Here is a 22,483-nt window from a genome sequence, read left to right as displayed (position 1 = left end):
ACCTCATTGTTGACAATTCCAACCCGGATATTTCATGAAATATTTGGGCTATGCATTGGCCGCTTTTGACATAAGCTGATCAAAAATTTTGTCCACCTGGGCCATGGTCTCTTCAAGGGTGCCGCTGTTGTCGATCACCATGTCGGCCCGTTCCCGTTTTTCGTCAATGGGCAACTGGGAATGGATGCGGGCCCGGGCTTCCACCTCGGTGAGATCGTCCCTGGCCATCAGCCGCTCCAGCTGCTGGGCCGGCGTGGCATAGACCACGAGAATGTCGGACAGGTCTCGGTACATGCCGGACTCGTAGAGCAGGGGCACGTCCAGAATTACGATGGTATCCGGCGTTTCTGACTCGTTGATGATATCGACAATGGACTGGCTGATGCGCTCAAATACCCGCGGGTGAACGATGCGGTTGAGCTGCTCCTTTTTGATCGTATCGTGAAAGATGATCCGGCCCAGGGCCTTGCGGTTAAGTTCACCGTCGGGCAGCAAATACTCCCGGCCGAACATGTCGACAATCTCTTTCCATGCGGGGGACTCTTTTTTAACCACTTCGTGGGCGATGGCATCGGCGTCCACGACCAGTGCCCCCAGTTCCGCCAGACGGTTGGAAACAATAGATTTTCCCGTGGCAATGCCGCCGGTCAGGCCGACAATGAGCATGCAGACTCCTTTGGTCAGGTACCTGTAATGGTTGTGGCACCATTCGAATTTGCCCGGATCATATCACACCCATCAAAGGGGTGAAAAGTGAAATATGCTGCCCAGACCATTTCCGTGGCTGTGCGGCAGGAGCGGTGGCGGACTGCCGGTCGGCCTTGACTTTTTTTGCCAAAAAACGCTAAGCTGGCAAAAAAAGCGGCTATAGACCTGTTGCGTGTGAAACAAAAAAAACGGAGGCGGTAGTGAAAGACAAGACCAGAGAGAATGTGTATCAAGCATTTGTGGGAGAGGCCAAGGCCTATTTTCGGCTTTTGGCCTATGCCCAGAAAGCGGCAGAGGAGGATGTGCCCCAGGTGGCCCTGCTGTTCCGCGCCATTGCCGAAGCCGAGCGGGTCCATGCCACCCGGCACTTAAACCTTGCCAAAGAAGTGGTGGTAAAAGACACCGACACCAACCTGGAAGCCTCTTTTCAGCGGGAAAAGACCATCAGTGAAAATGTTTATCCCGAGTTTATCCGGCAGGCGGAAGAGGAGGGCGAGCAGGCCGCGGCCATCGCATTTGGCCACGCCCGGGACGCCGAGACCTATCATGCCAAGCTCTACGAGCGGGCCATGCTCCACGTGATCAAGGATGCGGTGGTCGAATATCACGTGTGCCAGGTGTGCGGGTATGTGACCGACAGAAAGATTCCGGACAAGTGCCCGATCTGCGGTGCCCCGCCGGAAAAATTCAAGACCGTGACATAAAGGGATTCCGGGGCTGGGGGCCGAAAACGCGACCCCGAGCCCCGGATCGCGTCAGTTCATTTATCTGCCTCCACCTCTCTTACTCTTACTTTTTATCTTACTCTTACTCTTACTCTTGATCTTTATTTCTTTCGATCCCGATCCCGATCCCGACCCCGATGCAGTCTTGCCGAACCTGTATCGCCTGCTTCGTGTTCTTTGTGACCTTCGTATCTTCGTGTTGAAAAGCGACTGGCCGGGCGCTGAAAATTAGAATCGTTTTTTGAGAACGAAAAAAAATCGATTTTTAAAGGCCCTCTTAAAAATTTCTTGACATTCCTGCCCGACCTTTCTAAATTGAATCAGATTCAATAAATGAATTGTATTATTAAAACTCGTCAGGAAAGTCCTTTTCATCCTATATTCAGGAGGCTTGCCATGGATTTCGCGTTTACCCGGGAACAGCTGATGTTCAAAAAAGAGGTGATCAAGTTTGCCAGAAAGGAGATCGTGCCCCGGATCGAGGAGCATGAGTTGGCCGGAAAATTTGATCTTGAGTCGTTTCGGAAGATGGGAGAGTTCGGCATTCTCGGCCTCCATTTTCCCGAGGCCTATGGCGGCCAGGGCGCGGACGTGATCACCACGGTACTGGCCGGAGAAGCCATGGGCGAGGCCGGGGTGGACGGCGGCCTGACCCTTTCCTACGGGGCCCATACCTTTTTGTGCACGGACACGATTTTTGCCCACGGCACCGAGGCCCAGCGAAAAAAATACCTGCCGAAATTAAACAGCGGCGAATGGGTCGGCTGCATGGGCTTAACCGAGCCGGACGCCGGTTCGGACGTGGCCTCCCTGAAGACAACGGCCGTTAAAAAGGGCGACACCTACGTGCTCAACGGCAGCAAGATGTTTATCACCAACGGCCCCATTGCCGACGTGGCCCTGGTCTATGCCAAGACCGACCCGGAAAAGCGTCACGAGGGAATATCCGCCTTTATCGTGGAAAAGGGGACCCCCGGCTTTTCAACGGGCCAGCCCCTCAAGAAAATGGGGTGCCGCACCTCTCCCACGTCGGAGCTCTTTTTCTCCGACTGCGAGATCCCGGCTGAAAACCTTGTGGGAAAAGAGGGCAACGGTTTTCTCATGGCCATGCAGACCGTGGAGTGGGACCGAAGCGCCCTGCTGGCCCCCATGGTGGGCGGCACAAAATACATTCTGGACCGGTGCGCCGAATACGCGAGCAAGCGGGTCCAGTTCGGAAAGGCCATCGGCCAGTTTCAGGCCACCAAGCACAAGCTGGCCAACATGCGGATTTTTTACGAAAGCGCGAAACTCCTGGTCTACCGGGTGGCCTGGCACAAGAACCAGGGGAACCCGCTCAACCACCTGTCCGCGGCCATGGCCAAGCTGTTTGTGGGCGACTGGAGCCTGGGGCCGGTCAACGACGCCCTGCTGCTCCACGGCGGATACGGTTACTGCCATGAGTATGCCATGGAGTGCGCGTTCCGGGACAACCGGCTGGCGCCCCTGGGCGGAGGCACGTCGGATATTCAGAAAATGATCATTTCGCGGCTCATGTAAATGTCGCGGGTTTACGAAATCAGGGGGTAAACATGGAATACGAATTCACGCAGGCCGAAAAGCAGGCCATTGAAGAAACAGAAAAAATCGCGGGCCAGGTGCTTGCCGATGCCGGCCGGGCCACCACACCCGAGGCCCGGCGCGGCCTGGTGCAGGCCCTGGCAAAGGCCCTGGCGCCAACAAACTACATGAAGGCCGGGCTTTGCGATGACACGCCTTTTGACGCGGCCGCCATGGGGGCCATGATTGCGGTGTCCGGAAACGGTCCCGGTTTTTTTATCGCCTTTGAAACAGGGATTCGGCAAATGGGCCGGCTGCTGGCCGGATACGGAAACAAGGATCAGCAGGACCGGTTTCTTGCACCCCTGCAAAAAGGGGAGTTGATCGGCACCGTGGCCCTTTGCGAAAAAACCATGAACGTGGTCAATGATCCCCTGGCCACCCAGGGGGTTCGAGAAGCGGGCGCGGTGGTTGTGTCCGGGGAAAAGGGCTTTGTGATAAACGGTGGTGCGGCCGACCTGTTTGCCGTGGTGGGCCGTCTGGAGGAGGGGCTGGGCGTCTTTCTGGTGGAAAGGGGCGCGCAATGCCTGACCCTGGATCCGGTTCTGGACAACAGCGACTACGGGCAACTATCGTCCTGCCGCATGATCCTGGACGGATGCCGGGTGCCTGAAACCCATGTCATCGGACCGGTGGATGCGAAAAAACTGCTGGCCGACCTTCGCATTTGGGAAAACCAGGTGCTGATCGCCGCTGCCGTGGGCATGATGAACGCGGCCCTTTTTTCCGCCACCCTGTTTGCCAAGACCCATCGCACGGGCGGCAAACCGGCCATCGCTTACCAGGAGGTGGGGTTCAAGCTGGCCGAGATGTTTACCCTGGTGGAGACCTCCCAGCTCATGGCCTACAAAACCGGCTGGCTGAACGCTGAAAAGGAGAGGGAAACGGGGGTGTTTACCGACTGCGCCAAGGTCTTCTGCTCCGAGTCCGCTGAAGAGGTGGCGGGCAGCGCACTGCGCATTCTGTCACTGGAGGGGCTTGCCCCGGATCATCCGGCCCAGGCGGCCCTGCGGTGGGCCAAGTACGCACAGATCGCCGGCACCTCCACCGAGATCGCCCGCATGCATATCGGTGACGCGGCATTGTAGAGGAAACACCCCGGAGGCTTTGTCGCAATTTTTTGTCATTGCGAGGAGTGAAGCGACGAAGCAATCTCCTTCGCATATGGACAAGATTGCTTCGCCTGCGGCTCGCAATGACGTAAATCTCGTTTTTTTCGAATTGCGACACTGCCGCCTGACGGAGTCGGCTGTGCCGCTTGCTTCACTACCGAGTTTGATTTGGAAGAAAGGGAAGCACCATGCCTGTCATTGAATCGGCCGTTGACGTGACCTCCGAGGCGTTTGCCCAAAACCGGGAGGCCATGGAGTCCCTGGTGGCGGACCTGAAAAGGGAGATTGACCGGGCCCACCACGAGCGGTCCCCAAAGGCCATGGACCGGTTAAAAGAGGTGGATAAATTGCCGGCGGACAAAAAGCTTGATCTGCTGCTGGACAAAAACACGCCGTTTCTTGAAATCGCGCCTCTGGCGGCCAAAGACCTGTATGACGGCAAGGTCCACGGCGCCGGCATTCGGGCCGGTATCGGCATCGTGGCCGGCCGGGAGGTGGTGGTATCGGTGAACGACGCCACCATCAAGGGCGGTTCCATGTATCCCATGAGCGTGAAAAAGACGTTGCGGCTTCAGGCCATCTGCATGGAAAACCGGCTGCCCGCGGTCAACCTGATGGATTCGGCCGGCGCCTTTCTGCCGTTGCAGTCCGAGATTTTTCCCGATCTCGACGACGGGGGCCGGGTCTTTTACAACCAGGCCATGATGTCCAAGATGGCCATTCCCCAGATCACCGCGGTGATGGGGCTCTGCACGGCCGGCGGAGCCTATGGCGCGGCCATGTCCGACGAGATCATTCATGTCAAGGGCCATGGCGCCATTTTTCTGGGCGGCCCTCCCCTGGTGCTGGCCGCCACCGGCGAAGAGGTGACCTCTGATGAACTGGGCGGGCCTGACCTGCACTGCGCCCAGTCCGGGGTGTCGGACTATTATGCCGAGGACGACGCCCATGCCATTGCCCTGGTGCGGGAGATCGTGGCCAACCTGCCCCGGCCGGAAAAGGCAAGGCTAACCCTGCGGCCGCCCGCGCCGCCCCTTTACGATCCCAAAGAGCTTTACGGCATCATTCCCCGCAACATCTCCACGCCTTACGATATTCGGGAGGTGTTTGCCCGGATGGTGGACGGCAGCGAGTTTATCGAGTTCAAGGAGATGTACGGCCCCACCCTGGTGTGCGGCTGGGCCCACATTCACGGCTATCCCGTGGGCCTGCTGGGCAACAACGGTGTGCTTTTTCCACAAAGCGCCCAGAAGGCCACCCAGTTCATCCAGATCTGCGACAACCGGGGCATTCCGCTGGTGTTTGTTCAGAACATTTCCGGGTTTATCGTGGGAAAACAGTATGAACAAACCGGGGTCACCAAGGACGGTCACAAGATGGTCAATGCCGTGGCCACCGCCTCGGTACCCAAGTTCACCCTGCTTGCCGGCGCCTCTTTCGGGGCGGGCAACTATGCCATGTGCGGCCGGGCCTATTCTCCCCGGTTCTTATGGATGTGGCCCAATGCAGAGATCGGCGTGATGGGGGGGCAGCAGGCCGCCGACGTGCTGGTGACCATCACCAACGATCAGAACGCCCGGCTGGGCAAGCCGCCCCTGACGCCGGAGGAGGAGGCCTTTATTCGCCAGCCCATCATTGACAAGGCCCGGCAGGAGGGAAACGCCTATTACAGCACGGCCAACCTGTGGGATGACGGCATTCTCGATCCGGCCAAAACAAGGGATGTGCTGGGCATGGCCATCTCAGCGGCCTTAAACGCGCCGCTGCGGGATGACCGTTACGGGTTCGGTGTCTTCCGGATGTAATATGAGTGGCTTCGTAAAAAATCCAATAACTGCGTTGCGCTGCGTCCCTCGTCACGGCGGCGTACGATCCGTACGCCTCATTCCTCGGAACGTGCGACGCCTTGCGCTTGAACTTTTTACAAAGCCGCCAAAGATAATCCACGAAAAAAGCCAATGGCAACTAAACGACAGGTATGCTCGCTATGTTTAATAAAATTCTGATCGCCAACCGGGGGGAGATTGCCGTGCGGGTCATGGCCACCTGCCGGGAGATGGACATTGCAACGGTGGCCGTCTATTCGGATGTTGATGCAGAGGCCCTGCACCGGCTTTGCGCCGACGAGGCGGTGTGCATCGGCAGGCCTGACCCGGCGGACAGTTATCTGAACGGCGCAAAAATCATTGACGCGGCCAAAAAGACCGGCGCCCAGGCCATTCATCCGGGCTACGGGTTTCTGGCGGAAAATGCCGAATTCGCGCAACTGTGCGAAGCCAGCGGCATCGTGTTTATCGGGCCGCCGTCAACGGTGATCCGCAGCCTGGGCGATAAAACCGTGGCCCGGCAAATCATGGCCGGCAGCGGCGTTCCAGTGATTCCCGGCATGAACATGCCGGAGTCCGATTTTAAAAAGATGGCGGCCCATGCCGAGATCATCGGTTACCCGGTGCTGGTAAAGGCGGCTGCCGGCGGCGGCGGCAAGGGCATGCGCATCGTTACCGACCCGGCCCATCTTTCCGAGGCCCTGGCCGCAGCGTCCGGCGAGGCGGCGGCCGCCTTTGGCAATGGGGCAATCTATCTTGAAAAATATATCGCCCGGCCCCGGCACGTGGAGATCCAGGTGCTGGCCGACCGGTTCGGCCACACGGTGCACCTGGGCGAGCGGGAGTGCTCCATTCAGCGCCGCCACCAGAAGATTATCGAGGAGACCCCGAGCACGGCCCTGACCCCGGACCTGCGGGAGGCCATGGGCCGGGCTGCTGTGCAGGCGGCGGAGGCCGCCGGTTACGTGAACGCGGGCACCGTGGAATTCCTGGTGGATGAACAGAAAAATTTTTATTTTCTGGAGGTCAACACCCGGCTTCAGGTGGAGCACCCCATCACCGAACTGGTGACCGGCATTGACCTGGTGCGCCGGCAGATCGAAATCGCCGCCGGTGAAAAACTCGATCTTGTCCAGAAAGATATTCAGGCCCGGGGCCATGCCATTGAGTGTCGTATCTATGCCGAGGACCCGGAAAACAACTTTATGCCGTCACCCGGCCGGATCGCGCTGCTGGAAGAACCCAGGGGGCCGGGCATTCGCAACGACTGCGGCGTGTATGCCGGTTTTACCGTGCCAATGGAGTATGATCCCATCCTGTCCAAGCTGGTGGTGCATGCCGGCACCCGCCAGGCAGCCATTGACCGCATGAAAAAGGCCCTGTCCGACTACCGGATCGCCGGCATTCGCACGCCGATTTCGTTTTTAATGGAAGTGGTCGATTCAGCGCCGTTTCGAAACGGTGAAACCTTTACCGATTTTTTGGACACCCATTTTTCTGAGTGGAAACCGGCCCAGGCAGACAACACACTGGCGGCCCTGGCCTTTATTGCCCACACCATGTGGGCCAGAACACCCGTGGTCTCGGAACCGGGAACCGGCACTGGCGGGAATGGCGGAGTTCCATCCCCGTGGCAGACATTGGGCCACTGGCGGCTTTAACCCGAATGTTTATAGAATCTCGAAAAACAAGATTTACCGCAAAAAAGGAAATCGCCAACATCAAAATTGCGCCTTCCAGGACGGAAAGAAAATTCAATACAACACTGCACGCTAAATCGAAATCGGGATCGAAATCGGTATCGGTATCGGGATCGGGATCGAAATCGAAACCCATCAATTAAGACAGGAATGATATGGACTACAGATTGAACATCGGTGGAACGGTTTTTTCCGTTTCCGTTGACCATGACGGTGAAGACTGTTTTTCCGCCCGGATCGACGGCCGCACATACCGGGTGGCATCTGTTCAGGCCGGGGCCGACACCCTGGTGATTTCCGTGGATGGTTGCCAGGTACGGGCCGGCGTGGCGCCAACAGACAGCGGCAAATGGATTGGCATTAATGGCGGGTCGTACACGGTTTACGATGAAGACACGGCCGGGCAGAAGATCTCCCGTCGCAAAAAAGGGGGACAGGTGCCGGATGCCGTGACCCCGCCCATGCCCGCTGTTGTGGTGCGGATACTGGTGAGCGTGGGAGACGCCGTGACAGCGGGCCAGGCCGTTGCGGTGGTGTCGGCCATGAAGATGGAGACCACACTCAAGGCGCCCTTTGACGGTGTGGTGACGGGAGTGCACGCGGCGCCGGGGGACAAAGTGGCGCCCGGCCACATCCTGGTGGATATTGAAAAAGCGGCTGAAAATCAGGTTGCTGAATAAAACGGGGGTACGACGATGTCTGATGAAGCATTGCAATATGAGGTAAGGGGGAATGCCGCGTGGCTGACCATTTGCCGGGAAGACCGGAGAAACGCCATCAGCCCTGGCGTGATCGATCTTTTTTTTAAAGGACTGGACAGGGCCGAGGCCGACCCGGCGGTGCGGGTTGTGGTGATCACCGGCGCGGGGGACAGGGTTTTCTGTTCCGGGGCTGACCTGGCGGGCCAGGGCGGTTCCGGACAGGATGTGTTTGCCGCCTATGCCGGCCTGCTCAAGCGGCTCTACGCCTTTTCCAAACCCACCGTGGCCCGGGTGAACGGCCATTGTCTGGCCGGGGGCACCGGCTTCATGCTGGCCTGCGATATCGTGGTTGCGAAGCAGAGCGCCATGTTCGGCACCCCGGAAGTGAACGTGGGCCTGTTCCCCATGATGATCGGGGCTCTTATTTTTCGCAATGTGCCGCGTAAAAAGGCCATGGAGATGGTGCTGCTGGGAGAAAAACTGACGGCGGCCCAGGCTCTGGATATGGGCATGATCACACGGGTGACGGCCGATGATGCCCTGGACGGCGAGGTGGAAAAGATTGTAACGCAGCTGGGTGAAAAAAGCCCCATCGGCACGGCCCTGGGCAAACAGGCCTTTTTTGCCGCCGAAGAGATGAACCTGGGAGACGCCCTGGATTATCTTTCCGCAAAGCTGGGCGAGGTGATGGCCACCGGGGATGCGGCAGAGGGGATTACCGCGTTTCTTGAAAAGCGAAAACCGGTGTTTCAGGGCAGATAGCCAATGGAAGATTCTGTGGAAGGAAAGTCAAACATGGACAAAGACCGTTTGATCATCGCCAATTGCAGCGGTTTCCTGGGAGACCGGTTTTCGGCGGCCGAGGAGATGGTCACCGGCGGCAGGATTGACGTGCTCACCGGCGACTACCTGGCCGAACTGACCATGGCCATTTTGTTCCGGCAGAAAATGAAAAAGCCGGAAACCGGTTATGTGAGCACCTTTTTAAAACAGATGAAGGTTGTCATGGGCCTGTGTCTGGAAAAGAAGATTCGGGTGGCCTCCAATGCCGGCGGGCTCAATCCCCGGGGCATGGCTGCGGCCCTGGCCGAACTGGCCAAAGAACTGGGTCTCTCCCCGAAAATCGCCTGGATCGAGGGAGATGACCTGATGCCCCGGTTAAAAGAGCTGCAGGCCGCCGGGGAACCGTTTGTCCACCTGGACAAAGGCATTGCCCTGGCCGACGGCGGGGGCATGCCGGTTTCGGCCAACGCCTACCTGGGCGGGTGGGGCATCACCGAGGCCCTGAAGCGCGGCGCCGACATCGTGGTATGCGGCCGGGTCGCGGACGCGGCCCTGGTTTCCGGTCCCTGCGCCTGGCATTTCGGCTGGGCGACAGACGACTGGGACCGGCTGGCCGGGGCCTATGCGGCGGGCCACGTGATCGAGTGCGGCGCCCAGGCCACGGGCGGCAACTACGCCTTTATGGACGAGGTGCCCGCCTATTCAAAGATCGGGTTTCCCCTGGCGGAGATGTATGCGGACGGGTCTTCCGTTATCACCAAGCATTCAGGCACCGGCGGCCTGGTTTCCGTGGGAACGGTGACGGCCCAGCTGATGTATGAAATCCGGTCTCCCGCCTACCTGACCCCGGATGTCACGGTGCGGTTCGATACCCTGACCCTGACGCCCGACGGCGACAACCGGGTCCGCCTGTCCGGGGTCCGGGGCGAACCGGCCACCGATACCACCAAGGTGTGCATTAACCTGGTGTCCGGGTATCGCAACACCATGACCGTGGTACTCACCGGCCTTTCTATTGAAAAAAAGGCCCGCATCGTGGAACAGACCCTGTGGGAAAACCTGGGTGGAAAGGAGCGGTTCGGCACGGTCCATGTGCAGCTGGTCCGTTCGGACAAACCGAACCCGCCCACCAACGAGGAGTCCTTTGCCTTTCTGCGGATCACGGTGATGGATGACAACCCGGCCCTGGTGGGCCGGGAGTTTTCCGCCGGGGTGGTGGAACTGGCCCTGGCCAGTATTCCCGGGTTTACCCTGACCAGCCCGCCCACGCCGGAATCGCCGGCGGTATTTCACTGGCCGGCCCTGGTGGGGAAAAAACAGGTTCCCCAGACCGTTTATATTGATGATCAGCCGGTCATCGTGGCATCAGCTGTTGACACCGTTTCCGGGGATGGAATTTCAGCCCCGGTCTTTGATTTCCCCGAACCGCTCGGCGGGCCGGTGCAGCCGGTTCCCCTGGGCAGGCTGTTTGCCACCCGGGCCGGCGACAAGGGCGGCAACGCCAACCTGGGCGTGTGGGCAAAAACCCCGGAGGCGTTTGCTTTCTTGAGGACGTTTCTGACCACGGAATGTTTGAAAAGCCTGCTGCCGGACATCGGCCCCTTTGAGGTGGAGCGGTATGAGCTGGCCAACCTGCTGGCCGTTAATTTTTATATCAGGGGGCTGCTGGGTGAGGGTGCGGCCGCGTCCTGGCGCAGTGACCCCCAGGCCAAGACCCTGGGAGAGTACCTGCGGGCCAGGATCATCGATGTACCGTCAGCCCTGCTGGATTGAGTGTGCCGGCGGTAAAAACGGCTCTGGCGGGTGAGTATGGAAAGGAGCAGAAAAAAATGCCGGTGACAGGAGCAAAAAAACCCGCGCGCACCGCGCTGCGACGACAGCGGGAAAAGGAGCAGCGTCACGAAACGATTCTGGGGGCCGCGGAAACGCTTTTTGTAAAAAAAGGGTATCACCAGACCAGCCTGGAAGAGATCGCCGAGGCGGCCGAGGTGTCGGTGGGCACGGTCTATTTTTATTTCAAGAACAAGGAAGAGCTGCTGATCAGCCTGATGCAGAAGGTGGGCGCTCACCTGCGTGTCATGCTCCAGGAGGCGTTTTTAAAAAAACAGGGAACCATGGAGGGGATCGTGGAGGCGGGCACTGTTTTTTTCCAGGATTTCTGCCGCTCCCATCCCGGCCATGCCTCCATCTTTTTCAGGGAGTCGGGCGGCCGAAGCGCCCGGGTGGAGACCGAGCGCAAGCGGCTTTACGTCAAGCTGATTTCCGACCTTGAAAAGGCCCTTGTTCGGGTCCGGTCAGAGACCGGGACAACCTATCTTTCCGCCGGTTCAGAAGAGCTGATGGCGGTGTGCATTCTGGGCATCTATGAGCGGGTGGCCGAGTATTACCTGTTGTGGCACGACCGGGCCGACGATATTACTGAGGCCGGCCGCGAGGCCGTGGCCTTTACCGTGGCCGGTATTCAGGGGCTGATGACGGGCCGATGACGCGGGGTATAACCCGGATATTTCATGAAATATCCGGGATCATTATTGTCCAAAAACGGTTTTAATCATGGTAGGACAGTCTTCCGGTTGTTTATCGAAATCGCTATCGGTATCGGTATCGAAATCGAATTGTCTTTACGGCAGTGCTCTTAAAGGGTATCTCTCTTATCCTGTTTAGCCGTGTACTTTTCTTGGCGGCAAGAAAAGTACCAAAAGAATCACGCCGCAGGCGTGACAGCTTGGCCTCTGGCTTGCCACGCCACAGGCGTGGCTGCCCTCGCGCAAACACTTTTTTCGGCGCGGGCAGGAACTCGCCCGCTTCGCGGTGCTCAAACAGCCTGCCCGCTTTTTCCCGAAAAAAGCATTTGCGCTCGGCTGCGCTGCAATGGGCGCTGCCTGCCATTAATGCCCTGCCGTGGTGTATAAAAAAATTTGCTTCCCCAACGACAGCCTGGTTTTCAGTCTTATTTCCGGAATTCGTAAATTCAGATGGTTGTAAAGTCTAAAAGTCCTTTTGGGAGCTATTTTGGACAATAATGATTCGGGATAAATCAGAAGAGGTGAAGCCCAAAGCCCGGTGCCACAGAGGGGGAGGAAGTGATGATGGCGTCTTCGGGGTTTTTTTCACACCATTTGATAAACAGGTCCACGCAGTCGGGACAGAGCTGGGTGCCCTTGGCGTCGTAGATGATCTGCATGGCCCGGTCATGGTTGGTGGCAATGCGGTAGGGCCGGTCACTGCTCAAGGCATGGTAGGTGTCGGCCACGGCGGTCATGCGGGCCAGCAGGGGAATCTGGCTGCCTTTCAGTCCCTCGGGATAACCGTTGCCGTCCATTCGTTCGTGATGATAGTGCACCATGGGAATGATGTCCCGAAGGCTGGGAATGTTCTTAATGATCTCGGTTCCCTTTCTGGGATGCTCCATGATGTGGGAGAGTTCAATGTCGGTCAGGGGGCCGCTTTTGAGCAGCACGCTGTCCCGGACCCCGATTTTGCCGATGTCATGAAGCCGGCCCCCGACATTGGCGCTCTGAATTTCCTGTCTGCCGGCGCCGGTCAGGCCCACCATGCCGGAGACAATTCGGCCCACCACCTCGGAATGGCCCTTGGTATAGGGGTCTCTTGCCTCAAGGGCTGAGATCAGGCCCGATATGCTGGCAATCACCAGGTTGCGCTCGGTTTCCAGGCGCTCTTTTTCCTTGAGCAGCAGCAGAAAATGGTTGGACAGCGTCTCTTCGATCTGAATGACCAGGGCGTCCATGTTGAAGGGCTTGCACACGTAAGAGGCGGCGCCGTGCTGCACCATGCGGTTCATGTGGCCCCGGTCGCTTTTGGCGCTCATCACGATAAACGGAATGCCGGAAAAGGCCGGGTCCGCGTGAATGGTTTCGCAGAATTCCAGGCCGTTCATCACCGGCATGTCGATGTCGCTTAGAATAAGGTCCGGGGGCGTGTCCCTGAGTACTTCAAGGGCGTGTCTGCCGTTTTCCGCGGTGACCACCTTGAATCCGGCGGCGGTCAGGCCGTTTTCGACAATGCGCCGGATGGTGGGCGAGTCGTCCACCACCATGATCAGGTGGTTGCTGTTGCGCTTGGTTCGGGAAAGCAGTTCCTCGACCACGTTGAACAGGTCGGTGTAGACATCGTTTTTGGCGATGTAGTAGGTGGCCCCCACTTCAAAGCCTTTTTCGATGTTTTCCTCGGAATCCAGGGAGCTGACCACGACCACCGGAATGGAGCGGGTCTGTTCGTTGTTCCGCATGCGGCGGCACAGTTCAATACCGTCCATCACCGGCATGTCGATGTCGGTGATCACCACGTCAAAGCGGGTGGTGGTAATCATGTCCCAAGCCTGCTGGCCGTTTTCAGCCTCTTCAAAAGAGGCGTTGAGCGGCTCCAGCAGCTTTATTAAACGGCGGCGAATGGCGGCACTGTCGTCAATGACCAGTATGGTGGGCGTGGAATCAATCAACAACCATATGTCCTTAATAAAAATAGGGCAGATGTTCAAAAATCCTTAAGACTATACAGCACCCCCCGGCCTTTGTCAAAGGATGTTCTTATTATGTTTTTATTGAAATTGATAACAGCCTGTATTTTATTAAAAATCTTTTTTATGAACTGCCATGCGCTCTCTGTTTACGGGTGACATGGGCACAGAGAAACCGCTCTGCCAAGTGGGTGGAGAAAAACTGCTCTCAATTGGGTGGCACGGGCACCCATTAAAAGAAAGACGTCCTTCAATGGGTGGCACGGGCCCGTGAAATAAAAATGACACACACCTCTTTTTTGCCACTCCGGGCCTGCGTTACTTTTACCGCACGGCGGCATAATACTTATAATAATTAAGTTTTTTGTAAGTATTTTTACAGTGTTTATTTGTTATACAACTGTTTATTTCTTGCTTTTATTTGATGGTCTTAAATGCTAAAAGATGAAAACCATGCTTTTTGAATATTGTTTTGCAATACAGGGCCCAGGTCTGAACCGGATACACGCTGCACTGCGAGAGGCCTTATGTTTAAGCAGACCGATAATAAGATCGAAAGCGATCTGATACTCAAGCATCTGCCCGTGGCCATGGGGGTGTCAACCCTTTCAGGAGAGCTGCTGGCGTCAAACGCACTCATGCACGAGTGGTTCGGCGATAAAAGGGGCTCCAGCGCCCAGGGCCTTTATGTCCGGCCCGAAGATAGAACCGCCTGGATTAAACGGCTGCAAAGAGATGGCCAGATCGTCAACCATGTTCTGGAACTGAGAAAAAAGGATGGCCAGCCGGCCCAGTTCCTGGTCAATGCCCGACTGATCCACTACAACAGCAACAACCTGATCCTCGTCGTAGTCACGGAATACAACCCCTTAACTCAGCCTCAAACCAACGGCATCAAAGCCGGTCTCGACAGTGTCGACACCCTTATTGAAACCCTGCTGGAACGCCTGTCCAGAGACAAAAAACAGGTTGAAGAAAATATTCTGGCCAGCGTTGAAAAAACGATTCTGCCGCTCTTGATCACCCTGGGCAACACATCCCTTACCGAAACGCAGCACCAGTTGCTAAAAATCCTGCAAGCCAGCCTGGCAGACATCGTGTCGCCGTTTGCAAGCACCATCGGGCAGAATCACACTCAGCTTACCCCCATGGAGATGCAGGTGGCCAACCTGATCCGCACCGGCGCCACCTCCAAGCAGATTGCCGGCATGCTGGGCCTCTCCTACCGCACCATCGAAGCCCACCGCAACAACATCCGCAGAAAACTCGGCCTCAAAGGCAAAAAAGCCAATCTTGCATCCTTTCTGGTTACCCCCCCGAATACTTATGAGACGTAAGCGTTTCGCAGGTATTATTTTCGTACCACTGATCGTTGTGTATTGCGCTATATGAATAGTATTAATTTTTATCTAGCTGCTTTCGCTGTTGTATAGGAAAGTGCCATCGATATTTTGCACTCTGAATTATCGGTGGAATGAAATTACGATAGCAGTCGGTCTACATGCAAAACACTATTTATCTGCCACTGCATAATAGAGGGGAAAAATCATGTCACGAAAAATAATCTTTAAAGGTAATCTTAGACGTATTATTCCTGTTTTTTTCATATTTCTATGTATTAGTGGGGCTAATGCTGGCAATCAAAAAATATCGAATAGCTCAACACCACCAACGAATCATGGCAGCGAGTTGCTTGAGAATCTACGGTCAAGTTTTGGCACTGGCACAATCGCGTCCCAAATCAGGCTGCAGCACCAACTTAGTCAATACTGGGAATCAAATCCGCCATCGGCAGAAGAACTAACAAGTCTAATATCTGATACAAAAGCGCCAGAAGCCTTCCGTATCTATCTGGCGAAGGTGCTCCGTAATAAAATTAAAAAGCAATCGTTCAGCACAGAAGCAACGTCCAACACCTACAGTAAAATGCGCGACATTATTGCCAACGCCGCCAATCGTCCGGATTTCCGTGCGAAACTCGCCAACGTTCTTACGACAGTAGATCAAAGTGACGAAACTGTTCGCGCTGTCACACCACTTCTTCTTTTAGACGATGAATCAGCCGCAAAAGCAGTTTCTGCACTCTGCAACACGACAAACCCCCTTGCTGTTGACACACTTTATGATTTCGTTACGTCCAGCCAGGATCTAATGAAAACAAAGCCCCGTGCCCTTATGGCAGCACTTCCACCATTATCAACAACAGATAAAGATGTACTGCCGGTTGTGAATCGTGTTGTGAACACCACCAAAAATTTTGATCTTTACCGTTCTGCCATACAGGCTCTCATTCACTCAAAATCTTCTCCCGCCGTTCTCGAATCCATTGCAAAGGCGTTTGATGTGGCACCGAGGTTTGGTAAACGACAAGCGCAAGCTGAGCTCCTTAGTAAAGCAGCAGCCCGGCAGCATGTTCAGTTGTTTCGCGGCATCAAGAATGAACTCGACACAAATACAACAGAAACAATTGAAAAATTAGTGGGACCAAATAAGGCAAAATGAAAGTATAAAGTGTGTCAACAGCGAGTTGATCCGAATTCATGGGGAGATTAAATTGTGAAGATAATTAATCAGATAGCGGTTGCCGCATGTCTACTGATGATGGCAGGAAATGCTTTTGCTTTATGTTCAGACTGTCCTCATGAGCAGCAGTATGGAAGTTCAAAGTATGAGACAGTCTATTTGAGCACGGGAAGTCATACTTTCAGGATTAACGGAATTTATGGTAATGAATTCAACTCATGGCGAACCGATTGGTATTCAACGCAAGATATATATGGCCAAAGTGGTTTTCTAGAATCTGATTCATCAAACTTCGGGAACCAGTATTACGACCCAGAAATTACACGTACATTTTCTTCTCCAGGAACTTATTATGTCCGTGGCGAAGTTATGTACCGTCCAAATGTACTATCCGACTTTTCGTGGAAGGAAACGCACCAGTGGCAGATAATAGTAATGGAAGCCCCGGATCTTGATCTTGATAGAAATAGCTTGGATTTTGACTACAATGATAGTTCCAAGTATTTTTATGTTGAAAACGACGGCGGGGGAACACTGGACTACACTATTACGGACAACGTTGATTGGCTTACTTATAGCCGCACCAGTGGAAGCACCTCAAGTAGCATCAAGATTACTGTCTATCTAAATAGAAGCGAGATGGCGTGGGCAAACAATCAAACGGCCACCATCACAGTCAGGAATAATGATGACAGTGGAGATTACGAGACCATAGCGGTTACAGCGGACAATCCCGATCCTGATCCTGTGGCAAGCAGGGTAACGCCTTCCGATAGTTCAGTTACACTGTCATATGGAGCGAGCCAGAAATTTACGGTTCGCGGGGAAGATGATGGTGGCGATCTTGACGAAGTGGTTTGGACACTTTCGGGGGCGGAATCCGACACTGATACGGATAGCGTTGGTTTCGGCGGTTCAATTGATACCACTGATTTTAAGGATGTTGGCGACTACACATTTAATACGCCTGGTGATTACACGCTTCGCGCCAGGGTTTATGATGTATCGGGAGATTATGACGATGCCGTGTGGTCCATTCATGTCAATGATCCGCCCCAAGCGAATTTGATTATCAGCAGTCTCACGTTGTCGCAGGCAAGTGGTTATCCAGGCCAAAGTGTTGATGTTAACTCCATTACGAAGAACGCCGGTGATGCAGATACGGGATTAAGCACTTGGTGTAAGGTCCGGTATTATCTTGGCCGTAGCTCCGGTGAACAATGGCGAGAGATCGGCTGGGGCTGGACGCCAAATCTTCAGGAAGTCAACGGTATCGCCGTCGATGAAGAAGAACCTGACGGTATCTCTTGGACCGTTGATGCAGACCTGACACCCGGACGGTACTACATCACCGCCGTTGCCGATGCGGATGACGATATCGACGAGTCGGATGAGAGTGACAGCCGAACCGTTACCTTTGACGTGACTGCCGTGCCGCAACCGAACCTGATTGTCAGCAGTCTCACGTTGTCGCAGGCAAGTGGTTATCCAGGCCAAAGTGTTGATGTTAACTCCATTACGAAGAACGCCGGTGATGCAGATACGGGATTAAGCACTTGGTGTAAAGTCCGGTATTATCTTGGCCGTAGCTCCGGTGAACAATGGCGAGAGATCGGCTGGGGCTGGACGCCAAATCTTCAGGAAGTCAACGGTATCGCCGTCGATGAAGAAGAACCTGACGGTATCTCTTGGACCGTTGATGCAGACCTGACACCCGGACGATACTACATCACCGCCGTTGCCGATGCGGATGACGATATCGACGAGTCGGATGAGAGTGACAGCCGAACCGTTACCTTTGACGTGACTGCCGTGCCGCAACCGAACCTGATTGTCAGCAGTCTCACGTTGTCGCAGGCAAGTGGTTATCCAGGCCAAAGTGTTGATGTTAACTCCATTACGAAGAACGCCGGTGATGCAGATACGGGATTAAGCACTTGGTGTAAAGTCCGGTATTATCTTGGCCGTAGCTCCGGTGAACAATGGCGAGAGATCGGCTGGGGCTGGACGCCAAATCTTCAGGAAGTCAACGGTATCGCCGTCGATGAAGAAGAACCTGACGGTATCTCTTGGACCGTTGATGCAGACCTGACACCCGGACGATACTACATCACCGCCGTTGCCGATGCGGATGACGATATCGACGAGTCGGATGAGAGTGACAGCCGAACCGTTACCTTTGACGTGACTGGCCCTGACCTGATTGGGGGCGGGGGATACCTGAGTCAGACCTACTTCCCAGGGGACACGGTAGAGTTCTCTTTTGCAGTAAGGAACGATGGAAATGCCCCAGGCAGCGCCGGGACAGTTCATTACTTCGCCCATAAAGACACCGCCAGCTACGCCGATGACGACCGTTTTACATCGACCAGTTACGGTGCATTGGCGGCAGACGGCGGGCAGCAGTCCCAGAATTTCGACTGGCCAATCCCGACAGACGCAACGCAGGGAACATACTCCGTAACCTACTGGGTCGATGTAAACGACACCAGCAACGAATCGAATGAGGACAATAATAAGGGGGAATGGATCGTTACTGTCAGTAGGAAACCTGAAATTGCGATTTCTTCATCTACACTACCCGATCTCATGGACAAGAACTATTTGCCGCACTTAGTCGATGTTGATGGTTCAGGTGATACATATGATCCGTTTATTGATTGGGATGCGGATGGTCAGAAGGATTCGGGCTGGACGGCACATTCTTCACGATGTTTTGGGCCGGGTGATACCGTTGCTATTCATGTGATGGTTGAAAGCTCGGTTGCGGCTACAAAAACGGCCAAGGTCAAAGCATACTACAACGAATCTTCGCCAGATGAATCGGGGCGAGTGTTTATTGGGCAGACCACAGCTTCTATTCCAGTGGTAGAAGGAACATATAACGGTCTACCCTTAACGCTGCCTGGTAGCCGTAATCTCATTGTCGAATGGCAGCCCCCAGCGGTTGGGCAGTACTATATTCAGGTGGAACTTGAAGAGTATAGTGATGAGGCGTGGGTACCCGTTGGGAGCGAATGGATTGATGGTTCAGTTGACGGAATAGCTGCATCACCTATGCTGGTTACAGATGAAAAGCCTATTATTCTCGCTCATGGATGGAGTGGACAGGGGAGCAACTTCGGGGAGTTGGAACTGTTGCTGGAGTTGACATACGGCAGGCCGGTTCGAAAGTTCGAGTATGAAACTGCAAAGGTAGACTTGGGGCCTGAGTCGTATAAGTATCCTCGTGTTGATGTTGAGGTCCCTGGAAAAGTAACGCTCATCAAACAACTTGCGGATTTCGTGGCGGAACCGAATGGTCCAGGTTTCCAAGGGTTCGACTGTTTCGATGCGATAGCTCACAGTTATGGCGGGTTGATTGTGCGGCGCTATGCTTTGGAAGCATACAGTAAGCTTGACAGGTTGATCACGCTTGGGACGCCACACTATGGTGGGAATGCAGCGGATGCGGTAAGTTTTTTACTCAACAATCAGGCACACGATCTCGAATTTGGTTCCCCACTTCAATGGCGGATTTTCTTGGGGTGGGCTTCTCTGACAACACTTCCCGATACACTGGCAATAGTAGGAACAGACAATGCGGCTTGGGGTAATTACAACACAAGTGATGGAATAGTCCGGTGTTCAAGTGCAAGTTTGGAGAATCTTGGGTGCCCGGTTTATTACGTTCCTCATGCCCATTCTGGTGGCTTTGGGGCGGGCGGAATAAGCCCCGGCATGGCAGTGATTGAAGATCAAACGCATGAATCATGGGCGCCAATAAGGCACTTCTTCATGGATCCGCCGGATGTATATCCGTATTATTCAGATGGAGGCGCTGCAGAACCGGGAAATGCAGGCGGCGAAGACGATGTTGGTGACAACAGGCACGAGAAAGCGTTGGAAAGCGCCATTGCGTGGGTTGTCGCGCAAGATGGTGGGCCAGATGCTTTACTGCAGTTGGACTTCGATGATGTTATATGGAATAAGAATATTGTTGACTATCACTATAAAGGCATCAATGGAGATTCCGGGATATATTTTGTTGGAGGCAGGAAGGCAGACGGAGACGACCTTTCGGGATTTGAGAATTTTGCAGATTATCAGATTGATGTGAGCCCGGCGGGGCAGCCTACGCTTTCAGATTCGTTCAGGCTAAAAGCTGGGGAGACATTTGTTTCCATCATTGACTTCAGCGATGCTCCCGACACGCCAACCCCGATAGCGCCAGAGGACGATAATATCCTGACATCACTGACGCCAACGCTTGCATGGTCGGCATTCAACAGCGGTACTCCCGGCAGAACGCAGGCTGGGTTTGAAGTGCGAGTCCGTTGCGATACTGACAATGACGCGATTGTCTACTCCAACTACGTTGAGAGTACATCCGGAACAACACATGCGATTCCGGCGGGCGTCTTGGAGAACAACAAGCACTACCATTGGCATGTACGTTACCAGGACAATACAGGCGTTTGGAGTGCCTGGAGCGCTGATGACCCCAACCCGCACCAGGACTTTTATACAGTAGAGGCGGGTGCGTTTGTCATATACTCTGATCATGGCAGCCCAAATCCGGCACCTGGTTCTTATGCATGGGTATCCGGGCAGACGATGCCGGGCGGCAGTGTGGCATCTCCGGCGGATCAGTCCGATGGGACTCGTTGGATGTGTACTGGATACGCTGGAACCGGAAGCGCCCCGACCGGATCAGGAACAAGTTATCCTTCCTTTGAAATTTACGAAGGCTCGACACTCCGTTGGAACTGGCAAGCGCAGTACCAGGTTACACCGGAGACAGATGGAAACGGTACCATCAGTCCTTCAACATCCTCGTGGGAGGATGAAGGAACGGATGTAACCTTTACGGCTGAGGCTGACATTGGATTCACCGTAGACAGCTGGCTTGTAAACGGTATGATGGTGCAGTATGGGGGTAATAGCTATATGCAAAGCAACATTTTACAACCGTTAACAGTCCAGGTTACATTCCGCTCGACAGTTCCAGGCCCATATACGGTGAATTACAACGCCAACAACGCCACCAGCGGCAGTGTTCCGGATTCACAAACCAAGATACACAATGTGGCCTTGACCTTGCAGACAAATACCGGCAACCTGGCCAGAACGGGCTATACCTTTATAGCGTGGAACACAAGCAGCAGCGGCACGGGAACACACTATGCCCCGGGCGGGATATACACGGCCAATGCTTCCGACATCCTTTACGCCGAATGGACGACAGCGTTATTCCCCATAATCAGCCTTGCCGGAGACCTGTCTTTTGGAGACACAACGATCGGTCAGAACTCCCAGAGCACGTTGCGGATCAACAACAGTGGGACCAAAACATTGACTGTTTCCGGGATCAGCTATTCCAGCTCCGTTTTTAGCGGCAATTGGAGCGGAACAATTGATGCTGGAGATTATCATGATGTCACGGTAACGTTCTCTCCTACTGCCGCCCAGAGTTACGGCGGCACAATTACTGTGAATGCAAATGAAATCAGCGGTATAGACACCATTGCGTGTTCAGGTATTGGTGTATCTGAGGCACCTTCTGTAACATTGGGAGAAGCTGTCGACAACTTGTCTCTCGATTTGGTAACAGGTGGGCACGCCGATTGGTTCGGCCAGGATGGCATTTTCTATTATGATGGTGACGCCGCGCAGAGTGGGAATATTGGAAATGCCTTTCAGTCATGGATGGGGGCCACCTTAAACGGTCCGGGTACACTTAGTTTCTACTGGAAGGTATCTTCAGAGTTAAATTGCGATTATTTAGAATTTACTATTGATGGAGCAAGCCAGGCCAGCATATCCGGCGAAGTGGATTGGGAAGAACAGGTATATAAAATAGATCAGCAGGAATGTTATGTTGACTGGAATTATGACAAAGATACTTCTAACTCCGAGGGTTTTGATTGTGGATGGGTGGATCGGGTACTTTGGATACCAGACGTCTGTTCTTACAGCCTCAGCCCCAGCGCCATGGATTTTGATGCCGATGGCAGGCACGACAGTGCGACGGTTAATACTGATGCCAATTGCCCATGGATAGCAGTCTCTAACGACGATTGGATTACCGTCTATCCCGATTGGGACTCAGGTGTTGGTGATGGTGAGTTTTCGTTTGTAGTTGAAGAAAATACCGGCACAAAACGGCGAACCGGCACCATTACCGTTGTCGATAAGATATTTACCGTGACGCAGGAAAAAGAGGATGTTCCTGTCCCTGCCGCCGGCGGCGGTGGAGGCGGAGGAGGTGGATGTTTTCTGGATTCCTTGCAGCAGTAGGCTGAATCGGCGGAGTATTAACTACTGAATCGATCTAACAAGAGGGGCGG

At 54.6% G+C, this 22,483-nt stretch carries 15 protein-coding genes; 12 read left to right on the top strand and 3 right to left on the bottom strand.

What is annotated here, in order from left to right:
• Positions 1 to 48: 48 nt before the first annotated feature.
• Positions 49 to 666 carry a dephospho-CoA kinase gene (gene coaE / locus DOLE_RS11225; RefSeq protein WP_012175600.1) on the bottom strand — a complete coding sequence of 206 codons (618 nt, stop codon included), beginning with the start codon at positions 664 to 666 and terminating at the stop codon, positions 49 to 51.
• Between the two features lie 242 nt (positions 667 to 908).
• On the opposite strand from coaE, the gene DOLE_RS11220 reads away from it, so the two are divergent.
• From DOLE_RS11220 to DOLE_RS17490, 9 genes are all read left to right on the top strand, one after another.
• On the top strand, positions 909 to 1,412 hold the full coding sequence (locus tag DOLE_RS11220) for a rubrerythrin family protein (protein ID WP_012175599.1): 504 nt from the start codon (positions 909 to 911) through the stop codon (positions 1,410 to 1,412).
• A 417-nt stretch (positions 1,413 to 1,829) separates the two neighbouring features.
• Positions 1,830 to 2,972 (top strand): acyl-CoA dehydrogenase family protein, encoded by a 1,143-nt coding sequence (locus DOLE_RS11215; RefSeq protein ID WP_012175598.1) that lies wholly within the window; start codon positions 1,830 to 1,832, stop codon positions 2,970 to 2,972.
• A gap of 32 nt (positions 2,973 to 3,004) precedes the next feature.
• Positions 3,005 to 4,120 carry an acyl-CoA dehydrogenase family protein gene (locus DOLE_RS11210; RefSeq protein WP_012175597.1) on the top strand — a complete coding sequence of 372 codons (1,116 nt, stop codon included), beginning with the start codon at positions 3,005 to 3,007 and terminating at the stop codon, positions 4,118 to 4,120.
• Positions 4,121 to 4,332: 212 nt separating this feature from the next.
• Positions 4,333 to 5,949: a carboxyl transferase domain-containing protein gene (locus tag DOLE_RS11205; RefSeq protein ID WP_012175596.1), complete on the top strand. Its 1,617-nt coding sequence runs from the start codon at positions 4,333 to 4,335 to the stop codon at positions 5,947 to 5,949.
• A gap of 182 nt (positions 5,950 to 6,131) precedes the next feature.
• Complete coding sequence (gene accC / locus DOLE_RS11200) at positions 6,132 to 7,631, top strand: acetyl-CoA carboxylase biotin carboxylase subunit (protein WP_012175595.1); 1,500 nt, start codon at positions 6,132 to 6,134, stop codon at positions 7,629 to 7,631.
• A 194-nt stretch (positions 7,632 to 7,825) separates the two neighbouring features.
• A complete protein-coding gene (locus DOLE_RS11195) occupies positions 7,826 to 8,350 on the top strand; it encodes a biotin/lipoyl-containing protein (RefSeq protein ID WP_012175594.1) in 525 nt (174 codons plus the stop codon).
• Between the two features lie 15 nt (positions 8,351 to 8,365).
• Positions 8,366 to 9,133 carry an enoyl-CoA hydratase/isomerase family protein gene (locus DOLE_RS11190; protein ID WP_012175593.1) on the top strand — a complete coding sequence of 256 codons (768 nt, stop codon included), beginning with the start codon at positions 8,366 to 8,368 and terminating at the stop codon, positions 9,131 to 9,133.
• Between the two features lie 33 nt (positions 9,134 to 9,166).
• A complete protein-coding gene (locus tag DOLE_RS11185; protein WP_041280524.1) occupies positions 9,167 to 10,927 on the top strand; it encodes an acyclic terpene utilization AtuA family protein in 1,761 nt (586 codons plus the stop codon).
• Between the two features lie 56 nt (positions 10,928 to 10,983).
• Positions 10,984 to 11,640, top strand: a complete 657-nt coding sequence (locus tag DOLE_RS17490; RefSeq protein WP_012175591.1) for a TetR/AcrR family transcriptional regulator — start codon at positions 10,984 to 10,986, stop codon at positions 11,638 to 11,640.
• 103 nt (positions 11,641 to 11,743) lie between these two features.
• Here the strand turns inward: DOLE_RS17490 and DOLE_RS18220 are convergent, their stop codons facing one another.
• Positions 11,744 to 12,043, bottom strand: coding sequence for a hypothetical protein (locus DOLE_RS18220; protein ID WP_153304415.1), 300 nt, complete (start codon positions 12,041 to 12,043; stop codon positions 11,744 to 11,746).
• 148 nt (positions 12,044 to 12,191) lie between these two features.
• Positions 12,192 to 13,616, bottom strand: coding sequence for a response regulator (locus DOLE_RS11175; protein WP_012175590.1), 1,425 nt, complete (start codon positions 13,614 to 13,616; stop codon positions 12,192 to 12,194).
• 542 nt (positions 13,617 to 14,158) lie between these two features.
• Here DOLE_RS11175 and DOLE_RS17485 point away from each other — a divergent pair.
• The 3 genes from DOLE_RS17485 to DOLE_RS11160 all read left to right on the top strand — a co-directional run bounded on the left by DOLE_RS17485 (position 14,159) and on the right by DOLE_RS11160 (position 22,433).
• Positions 14,159 to 14,968, top strand: a complete 810-nt coding sequence (locus tag DOLE_RS17485; RefSeq protein ID WP_012175589.1) for a helix-turn-helix transcriptional regulator — start codon at positions 14,159 to 14,161, stop codon at positions 14,966 to 14,968.
• A 211-nt stretch (positions 14,969 to 15,179) separates the two neighbouring features.
• Positions 15,180 to 16,133, top strand: coding sequence for a hypothetical protein (locus DOLE_RS11165; protein ID WP_012175588.1), 954 nt, complete (start codon positions 15,180 to 15,182; stop codon positions 16,131 to 16,133).
• Between the two features lie 54 nt (positions 16,134 to 16,187).
• Positions 16,188 to 22,433 carry a CARDB domain-containing protein gene (locus DOLE_RS11160; protein WP_083766591.1) on the top strand — a complete coding sequence of 2,082 codons (6,246 nt, stop codon included), beginning with the start codon at positions 16,188 to 16,190 and terminating at the stop codon, positions 22,431 to 22,433.
• Positions 22,434 to 22,483 lie beyond the last annotated feature (50 nt).

The organism is Desulfosudis oleivorans Hxd3, assembly GCF_000018405.1.
GTDB lineage: Bacteria > Desulfobacterota > Desulfobacteria > Desulfobacterales > Desulfosudaceae > Desulfosudis > Desulfosudis oleivorans.
This window is presented reverse-complemented; position numbering and strand designations above follow the sequence as displayed.